The organism is Sphingobium sp. B1D7B (assembly GCF_025961965.1).
Classification (GTDB): domain Bacteria; phylum Pseudomonadota; class Alphaproteobacteria; order Sphingomonadales; family Sphingomonadaceae; genus Sphingobium.
In genome coordinates this window covers 2,189,296-2,210,100 of sequence record NZ_JAOQOR010000001.1, presented here as the reverse complement: position 1 = coordinate 2,210,100, position 20,805 = coordinate 2,189,296, and the positions used below count along the sequence as shown (strand labels likewise).

Annotated in this window: 12 protein-coding genes; 6 read left to right on the top strand and 6 right to left on the bottom strand. The window is 64.9% G+C overall.

What is annotated here, in order from left to right; genetic code table 11:
- Positions 1-62 precede the first annotated feature (62 nt).
- Together M2336_RS10245 and M2336_RS10240 are read left to right on the top strand one after the other, a co-directional pair.
- A complete protein-coding gene (locus M2336_RS10245; RefSeq protein WP_264574836.1) occupies positions 63-1,634 on the top strand; it encodes an alpha-N-arabinofuranosidase in 1,572 nt (523 codons plus the stop codon).
- Positions 1,635-1,754: 120 nt separating this feature from the next.
- The gene (locus M2336_RS10240) at positions 1,755-2,564 is read left to right on the top strand and encodes a FadR/GntR family transcriptional regulator (protein ID WP_264574835.1); all 810 of its coding nucleotides are present in this window, start codon (positions 1,755-1,757) and stop codon (positions 2,562-2,564) included.
- Between the two features lie 78 nt (positions 2,565-2,642).
- Here M2336_RS10240 and M2336_RS10235 read toward each other — a convergent pair whose 3' ends face one another.
- The 5 genes from M2336_RS10235 to M2336_RS10215 all read right to left on the bottom strand — a co-directional run bounded on the left by M2336_RS10235 (position 2,643) and on the right by M2336_RS10215 (position 8,677).
- Positions 2,643-3,512 (bottom strand): OmpA family protein, encoded by an 870-nt coding sequence (locus M2336_RS10235; RefSeq protein ID WP_264574834.1) that lies wholly within the window; start codon positions 3,510-3,512, stop codon positions 2,643-2,645.
- Between the two features lie 366 nt (positions 3,513-3,878).
- Positions 3,879-5,834 carry an NPCBM/NEW2 domain-containing protein gene (locus M2336_RS10230; protein WP_264592961.1) on the bottom strand — a complete coding sequence of 652 codons (1,956 nt, stop codon included), beginning with the start codon at positions 5,832-5,834 and terminating at the stop codon, positions 3,879-3,881.
- Positions 5,831-6,919, bottom strand: coding sequence for an alpha/beta hydrolase (locus M2336_RS10225; protein ID WP_264592960.1), 1,089 nt, complete (start codon positions 6,917-6,919; stop codon positions 5,831-5,833). Before M2336_RS10225 ends, M2336_RS10230 begins: the two co-directional genes overlap by 4 nt.
- Positions 6,920-6,957: 38 nt before the next feature.
- Positions 6,958-7,974: a cupin-like domain-containing protein gene (locus M2336_RS10220; RefSeq protein WP_264592959.1), complete on the bottom strand. Its 1,017-nt coding sequence runs from the start codon at positions 7,972-7,974 to the stop codon at positions 6,958-6,960.
- A gap of 13 nt (positions 7,975-7,987) precedes the next feature.
- Entirely contained in the window at positions 7,988-8,677 is a 690-nt protein-coding gene (locus tag M2336_RS10215; protein ID WP_181559204.1) for a SapC family protein, read from the bottom strand.
- A gap of 364 nt (positions 8,678-9,041) precedes the next feature.
- Here M2336_RS10215 and M2336_RS10210 point away from each other — a divergent pair, with 364 nt between their 5' ends.
- The 4 genes from M2336_RS10210 (at position 9,042) to M2336_RS10195 (ending at position 18,436) form a co-directional block, all read left to right on the top strand.
- Positions 9,042-11,945 carry a TonB-dependent receptor gene (locus tag M2336_RS10210; RefSeq protein WP_264574830.1) on the top strand — a complete coding sequence of 968 codons (2,904 nt, stop codon included), beginning with the start codon at positions 9,042-9,044 and terminating at the stop codon, positions 11,943-11,945.
- A gap of 65 nt (positions 11,946-12,010) precedes the next feature.
- A complete protein-coding gene (locus M2336_RS10205; RefSeq protein WP_264574829.1) occupies positions 12,011-13,555 on the top strand; it encodes a tryptophan halogenase family protein in 1,545 nt (514 codons plus the stop codon).
- Between the two features lie 161 nt (positions 13,556-13,716).
- Positions 13,717-15,720: a right-handed parallel beta-helix repeat-containing protein gene (locus M2336_RS10200; RefSeq protein WP_264574828.1), complete on the top strand. Its 2,004-nt coding sequence runs from the start codon at positions 13,717-13,719 to the stop codon at positions 15,718-15,720.
- 46 nt (positions 15,721-15,766) lie between these two features.
- Positions 15,767-18,436: a glycoside hydrolase family 3 C-terminal domain-containing protein gene (locus M2336_RS10195; RefSeq protein WP_264592958.1), complete on the top strand. Its 2,670-nt coding sequence runs from the start codon at positions 15,767-15,769 to the stop codon at positions 18,434-18,436.
- Here the strand turns inward: M2336_RS10195 and M2336_RS10190 are convergent.
- On the bottom strand, positions 18,420-20,786 hold the full coding sequence (locus M2336_RS10190; protein WP_264592957.1) for a glycoside hydrolase family 95 protein: 2,367 nt from the start codon (positions 20,784-20,786) through the stop codon (positions 18,420-18,422). The two genes, M2336_RS10195 and M2336_RS10190, sit on opposite strands and share 17 nt — an antisense overlap.
- Positions 20,787-20,805: the final 19 nt, after the last annotated feature.

The following is a 20,805-nucleotide window of genomic DNA, read 5'->3' as shown; positions in this document are numbered from 1 at the left end:
AGACATTCAAATAGGGGAGAGAGACTTTGAGATTTCCAACATTGGCCCTGCTGGCCACAGCCATGAGCATCCCGGCTTTCACCGCCGCGACCACGCCCGCCGCCGCGCAGGCTCGCGCCGGCGATCCGGTCGAGGTGCGGATCGACGCCACCAAGCCGGGCGCGACGATCAGCCGCGACATCTTCGGCCAGTTTGCCGAACATCTCGGCACCGGCATCTATGGCGGCGTGTGGGTCGGCAAGGATAGCAAGATCCCCAATGTCCGCGGCATCCGCACCGATGTCGTCAACGCCCTGCGCGCCATTCGCACCCCGCTGGTGCGTTGGCCTGGCGGCTGCTTTGCGGACGAATATCATTGGCGCGACGGCGTGGGTCCGGCCAAGAACCGCCGCAGCTCGATCAATTCCAACTGGGGCGGCTCGGTCGAGACCAGCGCTTTCGGGACGGACGAGTTCATGGATTTCGTCGGCCAGGTCGGCGCCGAGGTCTACCTCAACGTCAATGTCGGCTCCGGAACGGTGAAGGAAGCCGCCGACTGGGTCGCCTATATGACCGCCGATCCCACGACATCGGCGGGCAAGGAGCGCGCCGACAATGGTCACCGCGAGCCTTACAAGATCAAATATCTTGGCCTCGGCAATGAGAGCTGGAGCTGTGGCGGGGCGATGCGGCCGGAATTCTATGCCGACCAGATGAAGCTCTATGCCCGCTTCGTGCGCAACTATCACGCCGAGCAGGGCGAGGGAAAACCTGATGCCATGCTGCGCGTCGCAGTCGGACCGGGCGATGACAAAACCGCTTACACCGAAGAGGTGATGAAGACCTGGAAGCAGCACGACTGGGCGTGGTCGGTCGAGAGCCTCTCGCTCCATCGCTACACGACCGGTGGCTGGCCGCCCTCCTACCCCAGCGACGCCTTCGATGAGGGCGCCTATGCCCGACTGGTCAAGGAAACGCTCGGGATGGACGACTTCATCAAGGCCAATGCGGCGGTGATGGACAAATATGACCCCGAGAAGAAGGTTTCGCTCGCCATCGATGAATGGGGCGTTTGGCTCAAGCCCCTGCCCGGCACCAATCCCGGCTTCCTCCAGCAGCAGAACTCGCTACGCGACGCCATTATCGCGGCGCTCAACATCAACATTTTCGCGCGCCATGCCGACCGGGTGAAGCTGACCAACATCGCCCAGATGATCAATGTGCTACAGGCCATGATCCTCACCGATGAAGAAAAGATGGTGCTCACGCCCACCTATCACGTCTTCAAAATGTATGTGCCGTTCCAGGATGCGACTTTCATTCCGGTCAGTTTCCAGGCCGGGACGTACCAGCATGGAGACATCACCCTGCCTCGCATCGATGCCGTTGCCGTGAAGGACAAGCAGGGCAAATACTGGCTGGCACTGACCAATGTCGACACCCAGCGCGCGGCGCCGGTGACGGTGAACGTCGCAGGGCTGAACGTGCGCTCGGCGCGCGGCGAGGTGCTGACCGCGCCAAAGGTGGACAGCATCAACAGCTTCGCCGCCCCCAATACCGTCAGCCCCAAGCCGATTGCGGGCAGCGTGCGCGGTGGCAAGCTGACGATCGACATGCCAGCTAAGTCCGTCGCGGTGATCGCGCTGGAACCCTGATGAAGAAGCCGCGCGGGCGCGCATGATCGCGCCCGCGCCAGCCCTCCTGTTGCCACAAGGCCCCAAGTCCCGCTAATTGAGCCTCCAGCAACGTCCAGACGATCTGGCGGCAACAGGGGCATGACTATCAGCACGCAGGATAACAGCGCGGCCGGGAACGGGGGTTTGGGCGACACCCCGACCGGGCTCCCCCGCTCGGCGAAGGGATCGGGCCGGCGGCTTCGCGGGGCTGTGGCTCATTATCTCGGCTCGGCGATCGTCTCCGGGCGGATCGCGCCGGGCGAACGACTGACGGGCGAGATTGAGAATGCCGAGGCGCTGGACGTCTCCCGCAGTGCCTATCGTGAGGCCATTCAGGTGCTGACCGCCAAGGGGCTGGTGGAAAGCCGCCCCAAGGCCGGCACACGCGTGCTGCCGCGCAGTCACTGGAACCTGCTCGATCCGATGGTGCTGGCCTGGGCCTTCGGCGGCGAGCCGGATGTGAATTATGTGCGCGACCTGTTCGAACTGCGGGCAATCGTCGAGCCGGAGGCCGCGCGCCTCGCCGCCAAGCGGCGGGATCGCAATGATGTTGCCGCGATGAAGGATGCGCTGACCCGAATGCGCCGCTTCACGCTGGCGACCGAGCAAGGGCGGGAAGCGGACCGGGATTTCCACAGCGCGTTGCTTGCCTGCACCGGCAACGCCGTGTTGATGACGCTCAGCGCCAGTATCGGTGCGGCCGTCAACTGGACGACGCAGTTCAAGCAGCGGTCCGTTGGCCTTCCGCGCGACCCGGTGCCCGATCATATGCGCGTATACGATGCGATTGCCGCCGGGGACGCAGATGCGGCGGCGGAGGCCATGCAGGTTCTCGTGCAGCTCGCCCTCGATGATACACGGGCGGCGATGCAGCGTCCGACGGATGACGAGCCAGGCGGCCTCGCCTGACGCTTCCGAACGCAGATCGGCCCCGCCAACCGCCGGCTCGACTGAGCCAGAGATGGACGGGGCCGCCGCGATCCTGACTTAGGCGCCGTCGACCGCCTTGCTGACCAGCACATGGACTTCCACGCGACGGTTCTGGGCTTTGCCTTCCGGCGTGGAGTTATCAGCGACCGGATCGGAAAGCGACATGCCGGCCGGGGCGAGCATGCGGTATGGCTTCCACTTGCAGGTCTGCTGCAGATAATTGAGCACGCTCGCCGCGCGCTTCTCGCTCAGCGTCTGGTTGAATTCCGGGTCGCCGGTCGAGTCCGTGTAGCCGACCACGAGCAGCAGGGCATTCTCGGTCGCCTCAGCCTGCGCCGCGGTAGCGCAGAGATTCTGCTTGGCCATCGGCGAGAGCACCGCCTTGCCGGTGTCGAAGTTCACGTTGGTCGTGCTCTTGATGTTATACTTGTCGATATCACCCATGCGGGCGCGCAGGGCGTCCGTGGCGGCCGTCTGCTCCTCAAAGCGCTGCGAGGTGCCGTTGCGGATCATTTCGGCCGTGCGCAGATCGCGGTTCTTGAGGTCGATCTTGCTGGCGACGAGACCGCCGCCGCCCTGCAGCGTGTCGACCTTGACCGGGAGGCCGTTCAGGAGCTGATCGGCACCCAGCTGATCGCGGTTGAGGCCGAGGAAGCCGCCGCTGGCCGTAATGCGGGTCGAACTGTTGACGGTGACCGTGTTGCGCGTGCCATCGGTCGAGGTGATCTGCAGCTGGTCGCCATTGCGCGCAGAGATGATCCCCTCGATCTCCGGGCCGGCCGTCATCTGGGCGGAATCGGTGTAAACCGTCGTCGAGACATCCGCCTCAGGGGCGGTTTCGGTCTGCGCGAGCACGCTGCCGGACGCCACGCCGGTCATCAAGGCCAGCGTCATAAGAAGCTTGGAACTGGTGGAAAGGGTATTCATTGCGTTTCTCCTACTCGTCGATCGGCTGGGGTCTGCAGGATCGCAGCATCATCCGACCGCCGCTCGCGAGGTGCGTATTCGACTGTCAGAAACCCCTCCGTCATGAACTCTCCGAACCTTTCAATGCGGCGCAGGAAGCACCACGAGTTCCTGCGTGTTCAGGGGAACCTTGCGCATAGATGAACGGTTCCCCTCCCCCCACGTTAACCACCGGTAACCAGAGTGGATCGTGCGGCAGGACGACTTTGCGCCGACTCAACTCGGCGATGCAGGCGCACAGAAATGCGATGACCGACGAACGGGCGGGATGGTCCTTATCGCTCGGCGAGGAGAGCGAAGGCATGCCTCGTGGTAGCGTGTCGGCGCCTATTCCATCAGCGCCGCATCACCCCAGGTCACCGGGTCGGGAAAGCGCTCAGCCTGCGCCGTCCGGGCGACCAGCTCAATGATGCGGACCCCGTCAACGGGGACATCGAACGACTGCACCGCTTCTCCCGCTTGGGCCGGCCTGGAGCGCGCGAGCAGCTTGCCATCGCCGTAGACCAGGAATGTCACCGGCTGCTGGCGGGAGCGCGCGGAGTCATCCACTCCCACGGAGGCGACGAAGCGCCGGAACCCTTCATTGCGCACCTCCACCCGCGAATTGGTGAGAATGCCAAGGCCGGTCTCGAAATGCGTGCCGGCAACGGATAGCGCCTGCCCGAACGGCGTCTGGTCCAGCCGTGCCCCGCCCCAGCCGCCATATTGCGTGCGCTCGCCGCCACCCTTGGTCCCGCGCCAGGGGAGCAGTCCGCGATACACCTGCGGGTCCGCCTCCGGCACGACCACGCCATCCTCCGCAGGATTGACCCGTGACGGCTGCTCGGAAAGATAGAGCCCTCCAACGAGCCGCCGCGCGCCCTTTGCGCGAAAGATCAGTGTCTCATACGGCGCGAGGTCGAGGGCTTGCTCGCCCGTGAACTGACGGTCTGCGCCCTGCCAGAGATCGGTGAGCCTGACCGGCGCACCGCTCGCGAACTTCAGATGGTCCGCTGTCAGCACCGCCTTGGCGGGCGCGGCCGTGCGGTTGAATACCGCGACGGCTTTGTCGCCATCGGCAAGCGTCTTCACGAAAATCTGCACATCCTGCGAATCGAAGGCGAGCACCGCCTGATTGCCTGCGGGGTCCTGATTGAGCGCGACGATCCGCTCATTGCCGAGGATCGCCAGCATCTGCGGCGAGGCCTTGCGCAGATCATAGCCGATGATCAGCGGCGCATTGACCATGGCCCACAGCGCCATGTGCGAGCGCGCACGGACGGGGTTGGTCATGTCGAAATCCCCGGTGCCGACGAACAGCATGTCGGGGTCATTCCAGGAGCCGGGGTGACCATAGAGCGGGCGATGCGCGACGCTGTCGAGATTGTGCAGCATCCGGCTCCAGGTGGGGAAGATATCCTCGCTGGTGCGCGACATGTTGCCGACCGTCCGGGACCATGCCCGCGAGTCCGCCGATCCCCACAGGCACAGCGAATAAACATAATCCTGGTCGGGATTATGTCGCTCCAGCGCCTGCCGCACCTCGTCATACAGCGCCTTGACGGCCGGAATATCGGTACGCCCGAGCGACTCCACGTCGATGAGCGGATCGAGGCCGCGATACTGCCCTGCCTTCACGCGCGGGTCGCTGGGTGGCAGCCCGCGAATGCCGCAGGCGTCGACCTTGATAAGGTCGAAGCCCCATTCCTTGAAGTAGAGCGCAATGTCCTGATCGACATGACCGTAGAGGCCCACTTCCCGCTCCAGCACCGTGCCTTCAGGCTGGTTCGGGAAGGTCGATGTGAACACCTGCCCACAGGAATTGCGACCGATATCGGAATAGATGCCGGCCTTGAGGCCCATGGCGTGCAGCTTTTCGGTGAGCGGCCGAAAGCTGTTGCCGCCGCCTGCGGTCGCCGCCGAGGGAAAAGTCTCGGTCCGGATCAGCATCCGCCCGTCCGGCTGGCGGCGCTTGAGCCACCAGCCATCATCGATGTTGATGTAGCGATAGCCTTTTGCGGCGAGGCCGCTCTCCACGATCACCCGCGCCGAGGCCATCAGCTTGGCTTCATCGATATCACTGGTGAAGGCGTTCCAGCTGTTCCAGCCCATTGGCGGCAGCGGGGCGTGCCCGCCGCTATAGATGCTCCAGCGCCCCGTGGGCGCCAGCGGATCAACCATAGCGCTGCTGGCGGCATCCGGCGACCCGGCGGGGGTTGTCTGGGCGACGGCCTGCGTCGCTGCCAGCGCCGCCGCTGCGGCCCCTACCGCCAGCCACAGACGGGACGCATGTCTGAGGGTCATCGGGCCGCGCCGGCCTTGGCAACCAGATGCGTACTGAAGAACGGCAGCACATGGTCCTGGAATCGGAACGCGACATGGCTGGTATGCGTGCCCTCGTACAGGGTGAAGCTGTTCGCGATGCCGTAGGAATCGAGGACCTTGTGCAGCGTCTCGGTGTCGGTCTTGAGACTATCCTGATCGCCGACGTCCATCGCGATCGCGGCATAGCCTTTCAGCGCGCCGATATATTGGTCGACAAAGGCCAATGGCGCATTGGCCGCCCATTTTGCCAGAATGGCATTGCGCTGCGCCTCATCGCCGCCCGGAAGATCGAGATAGAGCGGCGGCTTTTGGGGATTAGGCGACCAGGCCGCGCCGACCGCGAGCTGCGCCCGCAGCGGGAATGGCAGGTTCGCGGAGTCAGCGGGGGATTTGACCCCCGCGATCTGCGCCAACCCGGCTTCATCCAGCGCAAAGGCATCGCGCGCGGACAGGCAGCACGGGCTCATCAGATAGAGCGCCCCAAACTGATCGGCGTGCTTCATCCCGATCCGCGCCGCGCCGTAGCCGCCCATGGAATGGCCGACGAGGCCACGGCTCCGCGGGGTCGCCAGCGTGCGATAGTGGCTGTCGATATAGGCGATGAGATCGTGGGAGATGAACCGCTCAAAGTCGCCGGTTGTCGCCGAGCTCGAGTACATCGAGCCATTGTGAATGGTCTTGCTGTCGGGGAAGACCAGAATCATCTCCTGCGCGCCCTTGGCCAGCGCACCCTCGATCACTTGCGGCACATGGATTTCGCCGATCCACTGTTCAGCGCCGATGGAGTAGCCGTGCAGAGCGTAGACGACCGGATATCGTTTGGCCCGGTTGGTGGCATAACTGGGCGGCAGGACGACGATGACATCGCGATCGGCAGACTCGCCTTCCAGATTCCCCGCGATGGCCGGGGAATGGACCTTGATTCGCTCGAGCGTCACCTTCGGCGCGCCCGGCACCGGCGTCGGCGCGTTGGTGGCAACCTGCGCCAGAGCCGGCGCGGCAGGCATAGCCAGGCACAGACCTGCCAGCAGGGCCGCGTGAATTGCGCTTGTCTTCCTCGTCATCCCATCCTCCTGTTTTGGTGATTACCAGCGGCAGCCAGTCAGCCGCCGCGCAGTTGCTGCATGATCAGAGCGCGGATGCGCGCGTAATTTCCCTGTCGCAGCGGCCCCAACAGTCCGCGCTGCGCCTCCGGCAGATGGGCAAGCGGATGCCCTTCGCGCTGAAAGACATAATGATCAAAATAGGCGCGCCATGCTTCCCGCTCGGCGGCCGGGCGCTCGGCGATGGCGATCATCGCCAGCATCATCGCCGTCATCGGCGCATCCGGGCCGACGGAGAAGGCATCCCACCAGTAATTGACCAGCATGTTGAACGGCGCTGTCGCCTCCACCTGATGCCACCATAATTTGGGGAGGTAGAGCGCGTCGCCCGGCAGAAGCTCGACCGTAATGGCCCGCGCGCGGGCCTGCGCCATGCGGGGGTAACGGGGATCGCCCTCCGGCGCCGAGGCCGCGAGACTGATGGGCGGACCGGACAAGGTGTGGTCGATCGGGCCGACGTACAGGTCGCCAATCGCATCGGGCGGATACAGCGAGAAGCATCGCCGGCCCGCCACCACGCAAGCCAGATTCTCGAACGTATCGTAATGGCAACTCACATGAGACGTGTTGCCCAGCCAGATGCGCGGCACAACGCCCTGCGGCATGAATGGCAGGGCATTGTCCGCCTCAAAGCCCGGCACATAGCTGCTGGTCGGCAGCGAGCCCATATACACCGTGCCATCGCCGGGGGTCTCGGCGCGCGCCAGGATCTGCCGCAAGCCCTCGCGCAGAGGCACCTCGCGCCGCTCGAAATTGAAGCCCTCCAGGCCATCGTCGTAAAAATAGCGCCCGGCAATGTCCGGCGCGCCGACGAAGATTTCTCCCGGCCGGTCTGTGGCGAAACGGTCCAGATAGTCCGCGAGCGCACCGTCCGCCTGCGCGGCCGCGCGGACGACCGGCCAATCGGCGCATAGGCCGCGAACAACCGCAGGCTGGCAGGGCTCGACCAGCAGGCGCCGAAACGCGCCGGCGTCGGTCAGTGCCTCCCGGTCCAGCTCGGCAATGGCAGCGGCCATCGAGCTTCTCCGATCAACCGGCCCGGGTCAGCATCTGGTTGCGACGCTCGGCCAGCACCGGAACCTGTTTGAGCGACGCCGCGACGCAATAAGCCAGTTGAAGATCGCCATTGCGGAACAGCGCCAGCACGCTGGCATCGTCAAGATCGTGCAACCGATCGAGGCTGACCGTGTATAAGCCCGCCAACTCAATGGTTTCGCCATCGTCGAACCGCAGCGAGATATCGATCGGCTGAATGATGCCCAGGCGATTGAGCGTGGCAATGAAGCGCTCGGCCTCCTGCTGGCCGGCGACAATCTGTCCAAGCAACCGCTGCATATGCCGCGTGGTCGATGTCGCCCCGCCATCCTCATCGAACAAAGGCTCGCCGGACACTTCGCTCAGGCGGGGGCTGGCCCGGTCGATCGCGATATTCTCGCCGGACACGAAGAAGGCCTCACGCTGCTCATCGAGCGAGCGGAAAGGCGCCTTGCCGGAATGCGAGTCGACCAGCAGATTTTCGCCTTCCTTGAAGCCGAACAGGGCACCGACATAGAAAGCGCCGGTTTCCGGGTTCTTCGCAAAGAGAATCGGGCAGACCGCCGCAGCCGCCGCAAATTCCGACGGCAGGACCGGCACGAAGTTGCGCGTTTCCGCCGAAATTGCGCCCAGGCGCAGGTGCCGATGGGCCTGCGAATCCAGAATTTCGAGTGCTGCTTCCATGCCATCCCTCTCCTCATTTTTCTTGCGATGGCGGGAGCGCGCTTCTTGACGCCGTTCTCCGCACCGCAAGTCCAATCGCTGCAATCCACCGCAGGAATCGGACGTTTTCGGTCGATAATCCAGCCCTTTGGTGGGCCATATATACACCGAAAATTTGAGCTTGATAGCGCTACCTTTTCGCACTAACGTTCAAGCATAGAAAAACACGATGTCTGGAGAGGGTGTAAGCGTGACGTGTCACGCCGACAAGGGACCACTTTATCCGCATCATGTGAAAACCGGCGGCAGCAATGCCGTTTCGTGGCGTCTTCTATCCGGGAAACCGGCCAGCAGAGCCGTTCGATGATTACAAGTGGAGGGGGTTATGAAAGGCAATCAGCCTAACTTCGATTATCTCAATCGTCCTGCAATTCTCAAGGCGGTCCTGCTCGGCGCCCCCAGTGCCTTGGCGCTGATCGTCTCGGCACCGGCGATGGCCCAAAGCAGCGCAGCGCCCCAGAGCGCATCGACTGAAGACATCATCGTCACCGGCTACCGCGCCTCGCTCCAGCAGAATCTCGACATCAAGCGCGAGTCCGCCGGCGTCGTGGAAGCGATCTCGGCCGAGGACATCGGCAAGTTCCCCGATCCTAACGTCGCGGCCGCCCTGCAGCGCCTGCCTGGCGTCTCCGTGCAGCGCAACGGTCGCCGTGGCGAGGCGGACGGCGTCACTATCCGCGGCTTTGGCGGGGACTTCATCGACACGCTGGTCGATGGCCGCCACATTTCCACCGCCATCGGCAACCGCGGTGTCGACTTCACGACCATCGGCTCGGACTTCGTCGGCCGGCTGAACGTCTACAAGACGCCCAATGTCGAACTCTCCACCAGCGCCATCGGCGGCTTCATCAATGTGGAGATGCCCAAGCCGTTCGACCGTCCGGGTTTCCAGGTCATCGGCCGCGCCTCCGGCTCGTACCAGTCGCGCAGCAAGGATGTGACGCCGTCTGCCGGCCTGCTGATCTCAAACACGTTCGCGGATGACACCATCGGCATCCTCGGCAACGTCAACTACAAGCGCACGGACACCACCTCCAACCGCGTGTTCGTACCGGGCTGGATCGGCGCCAATTTCGCACCCTGCCAGGCCGGCCCGAACGTGCCGACCTGCACGCCGACCAGCGATGCGACCAGCGCCGCTTGGGCGACACCCTCAAATCGCAATTCGGTGCTGAACTGGTTTCCGCAGCAGACCGGCATCGAGCAGATCCACACCAAGGACGAGCGCCTCGATGCGCGCATCGCTCTGCAGTGGCAGCCCTCGGACAATCTGCTCATCACGGTCGATGACAATTTCAGCCGTCAGACCGTGCACAGCAATGCGTTCGGCTATGCCGCCTGGTTCAACGGCAGCGACCTGCGCAACGTGAAGTATGACGAGAACGGCACGGTCGTCGACTTCTCGCAGTTCGGCACGCCGATGGATTTCAACGCCAACTACACCCGCACCATTCTCGAAACGAACACCATCGGCGCGAACGTCAAATGGGATGTCAGCGAGAACCTCAAGCTGGATGTCGACGGCTTCATTTCCCGCAGCACCCGCAATCCGGGTCGGAACGGCTATAATGACAGCATGGACATCGGTTACGGTGGCACCAATGCTGGCGGCACCACCATCCTGGGGGCCAATACCGGCGTCACGATCCTTGGGCCCAGCAAGGACTATCTGCCGCAGATCCACGACATCGGTCCGGCAGGCAATGTCTCGCGCTTTACCGACACCAGCGTGATCGGTTCGCACGTGATTGTCCGTGGCGCGCCCTACAATGCCGACACCGTCAAGCAATTGCGGGCCGTGCTCCGCTGGGATCAGGACAACGTCAAGCTGGCCTTCGGTGGCCAGTATATGGAAGACAAGCTGTACGGCGAGAACACCAGCACGTTCAGCAATGGCGTGTTCGCCAGCCGCTCGGGCTATGGCACGCCTTCCGGACGCCCCGGCGGATCAAGCGGCGGCATCGCGCCACTGCCGGCCAGCGTCTATCAGGGCATCATCAGCACCGCGAACTGGATCCCCGGCTATCAGGGCAATCTCGGGCCTTCGGTCATCGTCTATGATCCCTATCAGGTCTACAAGCTGCTCGAAGCCTCGGGTGGATCGGTGGCACCGACGCTCGATCCGGCCAGCGTGTATGAAATCCGCGAGAAGACCTATGCCATCTTCTTCCGGGCAACCTTCGACACCGATCTGGGCGGCATGCCGTTCAGCCTGACGGCCGGTCTGCGGCATGAAGGCACGCATCTGACCTCGAACGCGATCGGGCGCCGTCTGCTGGGCCTGTCCATCCCGTCGGGCGATCCGACCCTCATCCAGCCGAACCCGGCCTTGGGGACCAACGGCTTCTCCGATCCGACGACCATCTCGCGCAGTTCCAACTACACCTTCCTCCTGCCCAGCCTCGATGCGAAGCTGGAGGTGATGCCCAACCTGCTGCTGCGCATGAGTGCCTCACGGACCCTCACCCGTCCGGGCCTCGCCGCGCTGCGTCCCACCGTCACGCTGGGAACGTTGCGCGTGGGCAGCCTCTCGGCCAGTGGCGGCAACCCCGACCTCAAGCCGTATCTCTCCGATAACTTCGATGCGGCGGCAGAGTGGTACTATCAGCGCAACTCCTATGTTTCGGCCAACTTCTACCTGAAGCACATCACCAACTTCGTGGTCGGTGGCGTGTCGGTGCAGTCGATCGACGATGCGATCGATCCCAGCACCGGCCGGCTTGCGCGCTTCAACGTGAACAGCCAGGTCAACGGGCCGGAAGCCACCGTGAAGGGCGTGGAAATCGCCGTGCAGCACGTCTTTGGCGAGAGCGGCTTCGGCTTCCAGGCCAATGCCACCTTCCCGTGGAGCAACCGCAACTACGATCCCACCAGCACGGACGGCTCGGCCTTCTCGATCACCGGCCTTGCCAAGTCGGCCAACCTGATCGCCTTCTACGACAAGGACGGCTTCCAGATCCGTGGTGCCCTCAACTGGCGCGACGAATATCTGGTCCGGCTCGGTCAGGATCAGGGCGGCACCTTCGGTGCGGAGCCGGTCTATGTCGATCAGCAACTACAGATCGATGCCTCGGCCAGCTATGACGTCACGCCTTTCGCGACGGTCTTTGTCGAGGCCAACAACCTCAACAATTCGACCTACAGCACGCACGGGCGGTTCAGCAATCAGACGCTGGATGTCTTCTCTTACGGGCGCCGCTTCTCGGCCGGTGTCCGTGTGAAGTACTGATCGGGTTGACTTCTTGCCGGGGGAGCGCACTCCTGCGCTCCCCCGCATCGTTCATGTGAGTGGTCATGGTTCATCCGGTCAAGAATATCGTGATCGTCGGCGGCGGCACCGCCGGGTGGCTGACGGCTGGGATCATCGCGGCGAGACATCGCGGCCGCATTCCGCACAGCTTCACCGTCACGCTGGTGGAATCGCCGAACACGCCGATCATCGGGGTTGGGGAAGGTACCTGGCCCACCTTGCGCTCAACGCTCAAGACCATGGGCGTCTCCGAAACCGACTTCTTCCGCGAATGCGACGCGGCCTTCAAACAGGGCGCGCGCTTCAACCGCTGGACCACCGGCGCGGCCGATGACGGCTATTATCACCCGCTCGTTCTCCCGGAGGGTTTTGCCCGGGTCAATCTCGTCCCCCACTGGCTCGCCAACGGCAAGGGCCAGAGCTTTTGCGACACGGTGTGCCCGCAGGGCGTGATCTGCGACGAGAATCTAGGGCCCAAATCCATCACCACGGCCGAGTATGAAGGCGCCGCCAACTACGCCTATCATCTTGATGCCGGAAAGTTCGCGCCCTTCCTGCAGCGCCATTGCTGCGAGACCTTGGGCGTGCGCCATGTGCTGGCCGATGTCCGGCAAGTGCTGCTGGCGGAGAATGGCGACATCCGCGCCATCGACACGGAGCAGGCCGGCGAAATCGAAGGCGATCTGTTCATCGACTGCACGGGCTTTCGCAGCCTTTTGCTGGGCGATGCGCTGGGCGTGCCGTTCAAAGATTGCGGCGACATCCTGTTCTGCGACACCGCGCTGGCCGTGCAACTGCCCTATGAGAGCGAGAGCAGCCCGGTCGCGACGCACACCATCTCCACCGCGCAAAGCGCCGGCTGGATCTGGGACATCGGCCTGCCCTCCCGCCGTGGTATCGGCCATGTCTATTCCAGCCGCCACATCACGCAGGACGAGGCCGAGCGCGAGCTGCGCGCTTATCTCGGCCCGGCAGGCGCGGACCTTCCGTTGAGGAAGATCGACGTCCGCTCGGGCCATCGCGAAATCTTCTGGAAGCGCAATTGCGTCGCGGTTGGTCTCGCCGCCGGTTTCCTCGAGCCGCTGGAAGCCTCCGCCATCGTGCTGGTGGAACTCTCCGCCAAGATGATCGCCGAGCAGATGCCGGCCTGCCGCGAGGTGATGGACATCATCGCCCGACGCTTCAACGAGACCACCAGCTATCGCTGGGGCCGGATCATCGATTTCCTCAAGCTGCATTATGTGCTGACCAAACGCACCGACAGCGCCTTCTGGCGCGACAATCTGCTGCCGGAGACCATTCCGGACCGGTTGCAGGACCTGCTGGACCTCTGGCGCTACCAGTCGCCCTGGTTCCATGACGAGTTCGACCGCATCGAGGAGGTCTTCCCCGCCGCGAGCTACCAATATGTGCTGTACGGCATGGGCTTCCGCACAGAAGTCGCACCCGAAACGCTGACGCCGGAGGCTGCCGTCGCCATGCAGGCGATCCGCGAAAACAGCCGCCAGACCGACCGGCTGCGCACCAGCCTCCCCCGCCATCGCGACCTGCTGCGCAAGATTCGCGACTACGGCCTCCAGCCCGTCTGAGCTTTGGGGGCATGAGACAGGCTTCCGGCATTCGGCCCCACGTCCCACGCTTATTGGGTAGCGCTACCTTTCTTCCACCACTTCGCATCCTGATCGCATTAACCTGCGGATGGCCGTGCGTGGTCGCCGCGCAATTGCCGCCTGCGCCCGTCATCCCCGCAATGCCTGCGCGAGGCGCACCCAATTCGGAAGATGCCTTCTCCAATGTGCAGATATCCCCGCGACCGGAGGCCAAGCCGGTGGTGCTGCACGTCGCGCCGATCGGCGCAGAGACGGGCGATGGCAGCGCCGCGCGTCCGTTCGGCACGCTGGTGCAGGCGCAGGCAGCGGTACGGCGGCTGAACCGCGACAGGCCGGTCACCGTCCAGCTCGCCGACGGCGTCTATTCCCTCGACGCGCCTTTGCACTTTGGCGCGGAGGATGGCGGCCATGCCGGCCATATCGTCCGCTGGGAAGCCGCGCCGGGCGCGCAGCCCACGCTCTCCGGCGGGTCGATCGTGCAGGGTTGGACGCTCGCCGACCGCGACCGCAACATCTGGACGGCGTCGATCGGCAAAGGCAGCGATCCGCGCCAATTATGGGTCGATGGCCGCCTCGCCCATCGCGCCGCTGTCGAGGCGCCCCGGAGCGCCTTCGCCTTTTGCGATTGGGGCATCCAAATCGTCGATCCGGCCTGGCGCTTTCTCGCCAGCTTGCCGGACCAGAGCCGCATGGAGGTGGAGAACACCGGCTTCTTCACCGACAGACGGGCCGTCATCGACCGGATCAAGGGCGACCGCATTCTTCTCAAGCAGCCCGGCTGGCGGAACAATCTGATCGGCTACGATACCTTTGCCAAGCCGGTCTCCGGGACCAAGGCCCGCTTCTTCGTCGCCAATGCCCTCGCCTTCATGCGCGCCGCCGGCGACTGGTATGCCGATCCGGCGAAAGGCGTGCTCTACTACAAGCCGCAGGATGGCCAGTCGCCCGAGGCCCATGAGATCGTCGTGCCGCGACGGGAGGCGCTCATCACGATCGCCGGGAGCGCGGAGGCGCCGGTGTCGGACATTCTCTTCGAGGGGCTGGCCTTCCGCCACACAAGCTGGCGCGGGCCGAGCAGCGCCGAGGGCTATGCCAGCCAGCAGAGCGGGAGCTATCTCGCAGGCGACATCGCCAATTATCCCGCCGATCCAATTCGCGATTGCAGCTGGGGCTGTGCCGCGTTCGAGGCGCAACGCAACCACTGGCGCCAGCAGCCCGCCTCCGTGCAAATTTCCGCCGCGCGGCGGATCACGTTCCGCAACGCCACCTTCGCGCAACTGGGACAGATCGCGCTCGGCATCGGCAATAATCGCGAGGCGAATGCGCGCGGTCCGGGGCTTGCCGCGCAGTCGATCGAGGTCAGCGACTCGCGCTTCGGCCCGCTGGCCGGCGGTGCGATCATGGTCGGGGGAACGACCGTCGATGCCCACCATCCCTCAACGCCGGACATGGCCGTCCGCGACATACTGATCCGCAACAATCACATCGAGACGGTATCGCAGGATTATCGCGAGCAGGCCGCCATTCTGGTTACTTACGCCTCAGCCACACTCATCCTGCACAATGACGTTTCCGATGCGCCTTATGATGGCATTGATGTCGGTTGGGGCTGGGGAACCAATGATCCCGGCGGCAACACCGCCTATATGACGCGGGCGCGCGGCTATTACGACCAGCCCGGCAACCGCATCTACGAGACGCCGACGATCCTGCGCGACACGGTGATCTTCGGCAACCGCGTTCACGGCGTGAAACGCTGGTTTCCGGACGGCGGCGCCATCTACCACCTCTCCGCCGATCCGGGCGCGCTGATTGCCGAAAACCACATCTATGATGTCCCCGGCGGCATCGGCGTCTATCTGGACGAAGGCTCGCGCTACGTCACCGTCCGCCATAATGTCATCGACGGCGTCGGCCTATGGGTGAACCTCAATGCGCAGGACGACGCCCGGCCGCGCCGAACCAATCTGGACAATCTTGCCTCCGGTAACTGGTTCAACAGCGGCAAGGCCAATGGCAATTGGTCAGCCTATCTGAACAACCACCTCGTCGATAATATTGCCGTCAACGGGCAGGCCTGGCCGCCCGAGGCGCGCGCCGTCATCGCCCGTGCCGGGGTCCAGATGGGCGGCACCGCGCCATGACCGCCCTTCCCCATCCTTTCGCCGATTCAGACGCTGGAGACAGATCATGACCGCCGCTCCCTCCCTACGCGCCCTCATTCTCGCCGGTGCTGCGGTGTTCGCCGTGCCGCTGGCCGCTCAGGCAGACGATGCCGGCACGGTCATGGCACAGTCCGAGCGGCAGGCGGCAGGCATCGTGGCGAAGCTCACGCCGCAGGAAAAGGCGGACCAGCTTCTCAATGTCGCGCCTGCCATCCCGCGCCTTGGTATTCCCGGCTACAATTGGTGGACGGAATCGCTGCACGGCGCGATGGGCACGCTGCCGACCACCAACTTCCCCGAACCGATCGGCCTCGCCGCCACCTTCGATGCGCCGCTGGTCCATGATGTCGCCAACATCATCAGCGTCGAGATGCGGGGCCTGCATACGCTGGCGCGGCAGACCGGACGCCTGGGGCGCATCGGCACGGGGCTGGACACATGGTCGCCCAACATCAACATCTTCCGCGATCCGCGCTGGGGGCGCGGGCAGGAAACCTATGGCGAGGACCCCTTCCTCACGGGCGAGATCGGCAAGGCGTTCATCACCGGCATGCAGGGGCCTGACCCGGCACGGCCGAACATCATCGCGACGCCCAAACATTATGCCGTGCACAGCGGCCCGGAATCGACGCGCCATCATGCCAATGTCTATGTCTCTCGCCATGATATGGAGGACACCTATCTGCCGGCCTTCCGCGCTGCCATTGTGGACGCCAAGGCGGGATCGATCATGTGCGCCTATAACCGCGTGAACGGGCAGCCGGCGTGCGCCAGTGATGATCTGCTCAAGACGCATTTGCGCGATGCCTGGGGCTTCAAGGGCTATGTCGTCTCCGATTGCGATGCGGTGACCGATATCAAGCGCAACCATCATTATGCGCCGGATGCCGCCACGGCGGTCGCCGCCGCCATGCGGGCCGGGGTCGATAGCGAGTGCAATGGCGCGACACTGAGCGACACCGCGGGCCTGGGCCAGCCCTATCTCGATGCGCTGAACCGCAATCTCATCACCCAGAGCGATATCGATACCGCGCTCGTGCGGCTGTTCTCCGCGCGCCTGCGCAATGGCGACCTGCCCGGTCTTGGGCCGCGCGCGGCCATCGCACCATCCGTCATCGGCGCGCCGGACCACGGAGCGCTCGCGTTGAAGGCCGCCGAAAAGAGCCTGGTGTTGCTCAAAAATGATGGCGCGCTGCCGCTCAAGCCCCATGCCCGCATCGCCGTCATCGGCCCGCTGGCGGATGCCACCCGCGTGCTGCGCGGCAATTATTCTTCTACGCTCTCCGGCCCGCCGATATCCGTGCTGGAGGGGCTTCGTCAGGCCATGCCCGGCGCGACGATCCATCATGCGCCCTTCACGGAGACCTTCACCGATGGCGACCGCGTGCCGACGGCAGCCCTCATCGCGCCAGACGGCAAGCCGGGCCTGCTGGCGCGCTATTACAACCCCACGCAGACGCCGCCCGCCCGCTTCGCCCCAGGCACGTTCGACAGCGCCACAAAGGCGATGACCTTCCAGACCAGGCCGGTTGTGACCCGCAGGGAAGCCGATGTGTCGGGACGCAGCCTCGATCTGGCGAACGTCTCCGACCATCACCGCGTGGTCTGGACCGGCTTCCTCGTGCCGCCGGAGAGCGGCACCTACCGGCTCGGCCTGTCCGGCTCCAACGGCGAAATGCTGCTCGACGGCAAGCCGTTCGTGGACCTCAAAAACTCGCGCTGGAACAGCCTGCCCACGATGAAGACGCTGACGCTGGAGAAGGGCAAGCGCTACCCGATCGAGATCATGATGACCTCGCACATCAACACGGGCATCGACCTGATGTGGAAGCGCGTCTCCCCCGATGCCGATGCGGCGATTGCCGCTGCGGCGGCGCAATCGGACGTGATCGTCGCGGTCGTCGGCCTCACCTCGGATCTCGAAGCCGAGGAAACGCCGGTGAAGGTGCCGGGCTTTGAGGGTGGCGACAAGACCACGCTCGATCTGCCGGCCGAGCAGCTTGCCATGCTGGAAAAGGCCCGCGCGCTGGGTAAACCGCTGGTCATCGTGGCGATGAACGGCAGCCCGATCAATCTCGCCTGGGCGAAGGACCATGCAGCGGGCATCGTGGAGGCCTGGTATCCGGGCCAAAATGGCGGTCTCGCGGTCGCCAATGTCCTCTCCGGCAAGACCAATCCCTCCGGGCGCCTGCCCCTCACCTTCTATCGCAGCGTGGATGAGCTGCCGCCCTTCGGCGACTACAGCATGGCCGGGCGCACCTACCGCTACTTCACCGGCACGCCGGTTTACGGCTTCGGCTACGGCCTGAGCTACACGCAATTCGCCTATGAGCCGCTGCAGGTGCAGGCCTCGGGCGATGCTGCGCAAGGCGTGCGGGTCTCGACCACCCTGCGCAATAGCGGGCAGCGAGCGGGCGAAGAGGTGGCGCAGCTCTATCTCGATTTCCCGGATGTGCCCGGCACCCCGCGTATCGCCTTGCGCGGCTTCCAGCGGGTGGACCTGAAGCCCGGCGAATCCCGCGCGATCAGCTTCGATCTCTCGCCGCGCGATCTGAGCGCGGTGTCGCTGGAGGGCGTGCGGCAGGTCTTCCCCGGTGCATATCGCGTCTCGGTAGGCTCGGCTCAGCCCGATAGCGGCCTGCCGGTGCAGAGCGCGGACTTCGCCATCGCCACCGGCGTCACCCTGCCGAAATAGGCGCGATGCCCAGCCAGCCGCTCACGTCGATCTGCTGTGAGCGGCCAGCCTTCAGCCGCACGGTCAGGCGCTGGCTGGCGAAGCGGACCGTCCGCTCCGCATCGACGGCGCTGGTGAGGGTCAGCGTGCGCGGCCGGGACTGCGCCCAACCGAGATCGACCATGCAGGCCCCCCGCGCCCGCAGCCCCCGCACCGCGCCGGTCGGCCAGGCCGAGGGCAGCGCCGGCAGGAGGTGAATCTCATCGCCCCGGCTGCGCATCAGCATATGCGCGATGCCGGCGATGCCGCCGAAATTGCCATCGATCTGGAAAGGCGGGTGGGCATCGAACAGATTGGGATAAGTCCTCTCCGGCCCGAGCAAAAAGCACAGGATGCGGTGGGCCCGGTCGCCCTCGCCAAGCCGCGCCCACAGGTTGATCCGCCAGGCCGTCGCCCAACCGGTGCCGATATCGCCGCGCAATTCCAGCGAGCGGCGCGCCGCCGCCGCGAGCGCTGGCGTGTCGTCAGGGTCGATCTGTTGGCTGGGGAATAGCCCGTAGAGATGCGAGACGTGGCGATGGTCCGGCTCGGGCGCCTGCGCATCCCAATCCTGCTGCCACTCCTGCAACTGCCCTTGCGCGCCGACATGATCTGGCGCGAGACGCCCACGCAAGGCGCGAAGCTCCGCCGCGAAGGCGCCGTCGATGCCGAGCAGATCGGCGGCCTGCGCCGTCTGATCGAACAGGTCGCGCAAAATCTGCTGGTCCATGGCCGGCCCGGCGCAGATCGCGATGTCACCATGATGGGCGTTCTCCGGAGAGAGCGACGGGCTGGTAACGAGGGCGCCGGTCTCGGGATCGACCTGCAGCGTATCGACAAAGAACAGCGCCGCCCCGCGCATGAGCGGATAGACATCGCGCAGGAAGGTCTTGTCTCGCCCATAATCCCAGCGCTCCCACAAATGGGCGCACAGCCACGCCCCGCCGGTCGGCCACATCCCCCAGCGCGCGCCATCCACCGGCGCGGTGGCGCGCCAGATATCGCTGTTATGATGCGCCACCCAGCCGCGCGCGCCATACATCTCCCGCGCGGTGCGGGCGCCGCTTTCCGCCAGCTCCTGCACCATCCGCACCAGCGGCTCGGTGCATTCGGGCAAGGCCGTGATCTCAGCCGGCCAGTAATTCATCTGCGTGTTGATGTTGATCGTGTATTTCGATCCCCAAGGCGGATCGATGCTCTCATTCCAGATGCCCTGCAGGTTGGCGGCCTGGGAGCCGGGGCGCGACGAGGCAATCAGCAGATAGCGCCCATAATTGAAATAGAGCGCAGCAAGGCCGGGGTCATCGCGGCTCTGCGCGGCGATCACGCGCTCATCGGTGGGCAGCGCGGCGGCGCTGTCATCGCCAAGGTCGATCTCGACGCGGCGGTACAGGGCGCGATGGGCAGCGACCGCTTCACCATGCAGTTGCTCGGTGCTGCGCGCCATCGCGTCGACGATCCAGCCGCGCACAAGCGCATCTGGATCGCCGGAGACATCGTCGAAACGGCGGAAGCTCGTCGCCATCGCGACCAGAACCGTCACCGCCCGCGCGCCACGCAACGCCAGATGATCGCCCTGCGCGGTGAGCGAGCCGCCTTCCGGGATCACGCGCACCAGCCCTGCCAGCTTCAGCGCACCGTCGACGCCATGCGCGCCACGATTGCGCCCCCGGATGAGCAGCAGCGCGTCGCGAGCCTCCACCTGCGCCTCCTGCGCCGGCGTGAAGCCGATATCGAGATCGAGCGACGCCGGGCCATCCACCTCGTGGCGCAGCACGATCACCTGTCGCACGGGCGACGCAAAGACCGTGCGCTCATGCCGGGTGTTCGCCAGCGTGAACGTCGTCGTCGCCGTGGCGCGGTCGAGGTCCAGCATGCGCGCATAATCCGCCGGGACAGCAGCGGACGCGGCGCCCGGCAAGCTGAGCAACAGATCGCCGAAGCTCTGATAGGCCATCTGCTGGACCGGCTGGCCGATCAAGGTGCGGTTCGCGAGGTCATGCGCCTGCGCGTAATCTCCCTGCGCGATCAGCCTGCGCACCTCCGGCAAGGCGGCACGGGCAGCGGGATTGACCGGATCATAAGGCCCGCCGGACCATAATGTATCCTCGTTGAGTTGCAGGCGCTCGGTGCCGACGCCGCCGAACACCATCGCGCCGATCCGGCCATTGCCGACCGGCAGGGCCTGCGTCCATTCGGTCGCCGGGCGCCGATACCAGAGCCGGTCGCGCAGGGGTCTGTCGCTTTCGGACGCGGCCACGGCGGCGCCCGGCAAACAGGCATTGGCGGCGAGCAGCAGCGAGCCTTCTAGCACATCGCGGCGCGTAACCATGGCTCAGCGATCCTTTCGG

Excerpts from the sequence above, each read along its gene's own strand:
- M2336_RS10230 (WP_264592961.1), bottom strand. The coding sequence starts at position 5,834 with ATGACCCTCAGACATGCGTCCCGTCTGTGGCTGGCGGTAGGGGCCGCA.
- M2336_RS10195 (WP_264592958.1), top strand. The coding sequence starts at position 15,767 with ATGACCGCCGCTCCCTCCCTACGCGCCCTCATTCTCGCCGGTGCTGCG.
- M2336_RS10210 (WP_264574830.1), top strand. The coding sequence starts at position 9,042 with ATGAAAGGCAATCAGCCTAACTTCGATTATCTCAATCGTCCTGCAATT.
- M2336_RS10225 (WP_264592960.1), bottom strand. The coding sequence starts at position 6,919 with ATGACGAGGAAGACAAGCGCAATTCACGCGGCCCTGCTGGCAGGTCTG.
- M2336_RS10235 (WP_264574834.1), bottom strand. The coding sequence starts at position 3,512 with ATGAATACCCTTTCCACCAGTTCCAAGCTTCTTATGACGCTGGCCTTG.
- M2336_RS10190 (WP_264592957.1), bottom strand. The coding sequence starts at position 20,786 with ATGGTTACGCGCCGCGATGTGCTAGAAGGCTCGCTGCTGCTCGCCGCC.
- M2336_RS10245 (WP_264574836.1), top strand. The coding sequence starts at position 63 with ATGAGCATCCCGGCTTTCACCGCCGCGACCACGCCCGCCGCCGCGCAG.
- M2336_RS10240 (WP_264574835.1), top strand. The coding sequence starts at position 1,755 with ATGACTATCAGCACGCAGGATAACAGCGCGGCCGGGAACGGGGGTTTG.
- M2336_RS10205 (WP_264574829.1), top strand. The coding sequence starts at position 12,011 with ATGGTTCATCCGGTCAAGAATATCGTGATCGTCGGCGGCGGCACCGCC.
- M2336_RS10215 (WP_181559204.1), bottom strand. The coding sequence starts at position 8,677 with ATGGAAGCAGCACTCGAAATTCTGGATTCGCAGGCCCATCGGCACCTG.
- M2336_RS10200 (WP_264574828.1), top strand. The coding sequence starts at position 13,717 with ATGCCTGCGCGAGGCGCACCCAATTCGGAAGATGCCTTCTCCAATGTG.
- M2336_RS10220 (WP_264592959.1), bottom strand. The coding sequence starts at position 7,974 with ATGGCCGCTGCCATTGCCGAGCTGGACCGGGAGGCACTGACCGACGCC.